The 1,612-nt window shown below is 68.1% G+C and carries 1 protein-coding gene; it reads right to left on the bottom strand.

Annotation, left to right across the window (positions count from 1 at the left end; translation table 11 throughout):
* Positions 1–85: 85 nt before the first annotated feature.
* A complete protein-coding gene (locus tag EJK15_RS69165; RefSeq protein ID WP_138720901.1) occupies positions 86–1,378 on the bottom strand; it encodes an IS110 family RNA-guided transposase in 1,293 nt (430 codons plus the stop codon).
* Positions 1,379–1,612: the final 234 nt, after the last annotated feature.

Genomic DNA, 1,612 nt, shown 5'->3' with positions numbered 1-1,612 from the left:
CTGACCCGAAAATTCGACCTTCACGTGGGCAGGCGGCAGCGAACCCCGAGCGGCAATGAGCGATGATGCTTCGCGGTGAGTTGTGTCAGGTCGGCTCGGGCTCGATGAGGACGGCCTTGCCGTTGCGGATGACGATCTTCTGGCCGGTCAGGGCTTGTAACTGGCTGGCTAGGCTGCGGGCGCGGCGGTCTTTGTTGATGCGGCTGTCGTAGTAGTCGGCGCCCAGGTCGTGGAAGTGGGCGTGGGGATCGGAGAGCAGCTGGTAGACGACGGTGAGCACCGAGTTGCCGGCGGCGACTAGGGCTTTGGACTTGCCGCGGCGGCGGGCGATGCGGCGATAGCGCTCCCCGAGGAAGGTGTCGCTCTTGCTGAAGGAGAAGACGATCCGACCTAGCGTGCCGGCCAGCCAGCGGTTGCCCTTGCCGCGGCCCTTGCCCTTCTTGCGGCCCGCCGACTCGTGGGTCTGGGGACAGAACTTGGCCCAGGACACCAGGTGCGCGGCGGTGGGGAAGCGGCTCATCTCCACGCCGATCTCGGCGATCAGCTCCTGGGCGGCTACCTGGCCCACTCCGGTGATCTCATCGAGTTGGGCCGCCTGCGCTGAGAAAGGGGCCATGGCCTGCTCGATCTCGGCGTCCAGCAGGGCGGCCTGCTCGCTGAGCCGGTCGATGTTGGCCAGCATGATGCGCAGCAGCACGGCGTGGTGGTCGGTGAAGAACCCGCGCAGCGCCTCCTCCAGCAGCGGTATCTTGCCGCGCATGCTGCCCCGGGCCATCCCGGCCAGGACTTTGGGGTCGCGCTGGCCGTCGATCAGAGCCTGCAGCATCTGCCGGCCGGACACCCCGAAGATGTCGCTGATCACCGACGACAGCTTTACCTGGGCGTCCTCCAGCAGCTTCTCCACCCGCTGCATCTCCCGGGTGCGGTCTTCGATCAGCGAGCGCCGGTAGCGGGTCAGGTCCCGTAGCTTGCGGATCGGCGCGGGCTGCACCAGCGAGGGCCGGCACATGCCCCGCTCGGCCACCTTGGCCAGCCACACCGCGTCGGCCCGGTCGGTCTTGGCCCGGCCCGGCACGTTCTTCACCTGCCGGGCATTGACCAGCCAGCAGTCGAACCCTTCGGCCTCCAGCAGCCAGAACACCCCCTTCCAGTAATCGGAGGTGCTCTCCATCACCACCCGGCTCACGCCCTGGCAGCGCATCCAGTCGGCCATCTCCAGCAGCGCCGCCGTGGTGGTGGCGTACGCGCGGATCTCCTGCAACCGCCGTCCGGGCCGGTCCTCGTGCGGCACCCGCACGCACGCCTCCAGCCCCGCCTTGCCCAGGTCCAGGGCCGCGACCCGATCCACATACAGGTCCTGCTCATCGACCTCTTGCACGGTGTCCCTCCTCTCCCATCGATGTGGGTGGTGCCTACGGGTCACCCGCAGGAGCCAGCGGGGGACGGAAGAGGCGGACCCTCGTGCTCATGGCAACACTGCGCGGCCCCTGAAGCAGCTCCCAGCGATCAAACTAATCAACGGCCTCACCCGCGCCATAGAAGAACCGACGTCGGCGGGCAACCCGCACCCATTTTCCCGCCTGAGCGGCGTCCCGGCAGGGACAGGGGAACT

It is taken from the genome of Nonomuraea basaltis (genome assembly GCF_005893125.1).
GTDB classification, from domain to species: domain Bacteria; phylum Actinomycetota; class Actinomycetes; order Streptosporangiales; family Streptosporangiaceae; genus Nonomuraea; species Nonomuraea basaltis.
This window is presented reverse-complemented; position numbering and strand designations above follow the sequence as displayed.